Raw genomic sequence first — 1190 nt, 5'->3', positions numbered from 1 at the left:
GGATGGTCTGAAGTAGCCATGTATTTCCCCGGCATACCACCTAGCGCAACTTTTAAACTCGCCAAATGATCAAAAAACAATCAATTCGACGAGTATTTCTTACGTTTTCGCCACCCGGACCCCACTCCGGTGGCCATTTCCCGCATTACAGGCGCACCTCTCCTGCATTCGTCAGTAAATGTCGGCGCGCCATCCACAGGTTCGACAGAGCGAACAGTGTCACCAGTTGCGCCGTGTTTTTGGCCAAGCCGCGAAAGCGCACCTTGGTGTAACCGAACTGGCGCTTGATTACCCGGAACGGATGCTCGACCTTGGCGCGCACCTGAGCCTTGGCCTTTTCAATCTTGCGCTTGGCTTTGTACAGCACGCTGCGCTTATCGAGTTTTTTGTAGGTGCTGCGGCGTGCCGCCACCTGCCAGATAACTTCACGTCCTTCATGCTCGGGCCGCTTTTCGACACCGGTGTAGCCTGCATCGGCGCAGACCACGTTTTCGTCGCCATGCAGCAATTTGTCCACCTGGGTGACATCCGCCACATTGGCCGCCGTGCCCACTACGCTGTGCACCAGACCCGATTCGTCATCGGCGCCGATGTGGGCCTTCATGCCAAAATAATACTGGTTTCCCTTCTTGGTCTGGTGCATTTCCGGGTCGCGCTTGCCGTCCTTGTTCTTGGTCGAACTGGGCGCATTGATCAGCGTTGCATCGACGATGGTGCCCTGGCGCAGCGACAGGCCGCGGTCGCCCAGATAGCCATTGATGACAGCGAGGATGCCGGCCGCCAGCTCGTGTTTCTCCAGCAAGCGGCGGAAGTTGAGAATGGTGGTTTCGTCGGGGATGCGCTCCAGGTTCAGCCCGGCAAACTGGCGCAGGATCGTGGTTTCGTACAGCGCTTCCTCCATCGCTGGATCGCTGTAGCCGAACCAGTTCTGCAGCAGATGCACACGCAGCATCGCCATCAACGGGTAGGCCGGACGGCCACCTTCACCTTTCGGATAATGTGGCTCGATCAAAGCAATCAAGCCCTTCCACGGCACCACCCGATCCATCTCGATCAGGAACAACTCCTTGCGGGTTTGCTTGCGCTTGCCAGCGTACTCGGCGTCGGCGAAGGTCATCTGCTTCATCGGGAAACTCGGTGGGTGGGGTCGCGGTATTTTGCCAAATCAGAAAGTCTTTTTCAGAGTTTCC

1 protein-coding gene is annotated in these 1190 nt (G+C 57.2%); it reads right to left on the bottom strand.

The genetic code is table 11. The annotated features are described in order from the left end of the window. Positions 1–145: 145 nt before the first annotated feature. Positions 146–1126 (bottom strand): IS5-like element IS1384 family transposase, encoded by a 981-nt coding sequence (locus tag VV867_RS30955; RefSeq protein ID WP_010466230.1) that lies wholly within the window; start codon positions 1124–1126, stop codon positions 146–148. Positions 1127–1190 lie beyond the last annotated feature (64 nt).

Source organism: Pseudomonas sp. JH-2, from assembly GCF_036231725.1.
GTDB lineage: Bacteria > Pseudomonadota > Gammaproteobacteria > Pseudomonadales > Pseudomonadaceae > Pseudomonas > Pseudomonas delhiensis.
The sequence above is the reverse complement of the archived record's forward strand: the minus strand, read 5'-3'. Positions and strand labels throughout refer to the sequence as shown.

What these genes read in the sequence shown, in the direction of transcription:
- VV867_RS30955 (WP_010466230.1), bottom strand. Translation starts at nt 1,126, where the DNA reads ATGAAGCAGATGACCTTCGCCGACGCCGAGTACGCTGGCAAGCGCAAG.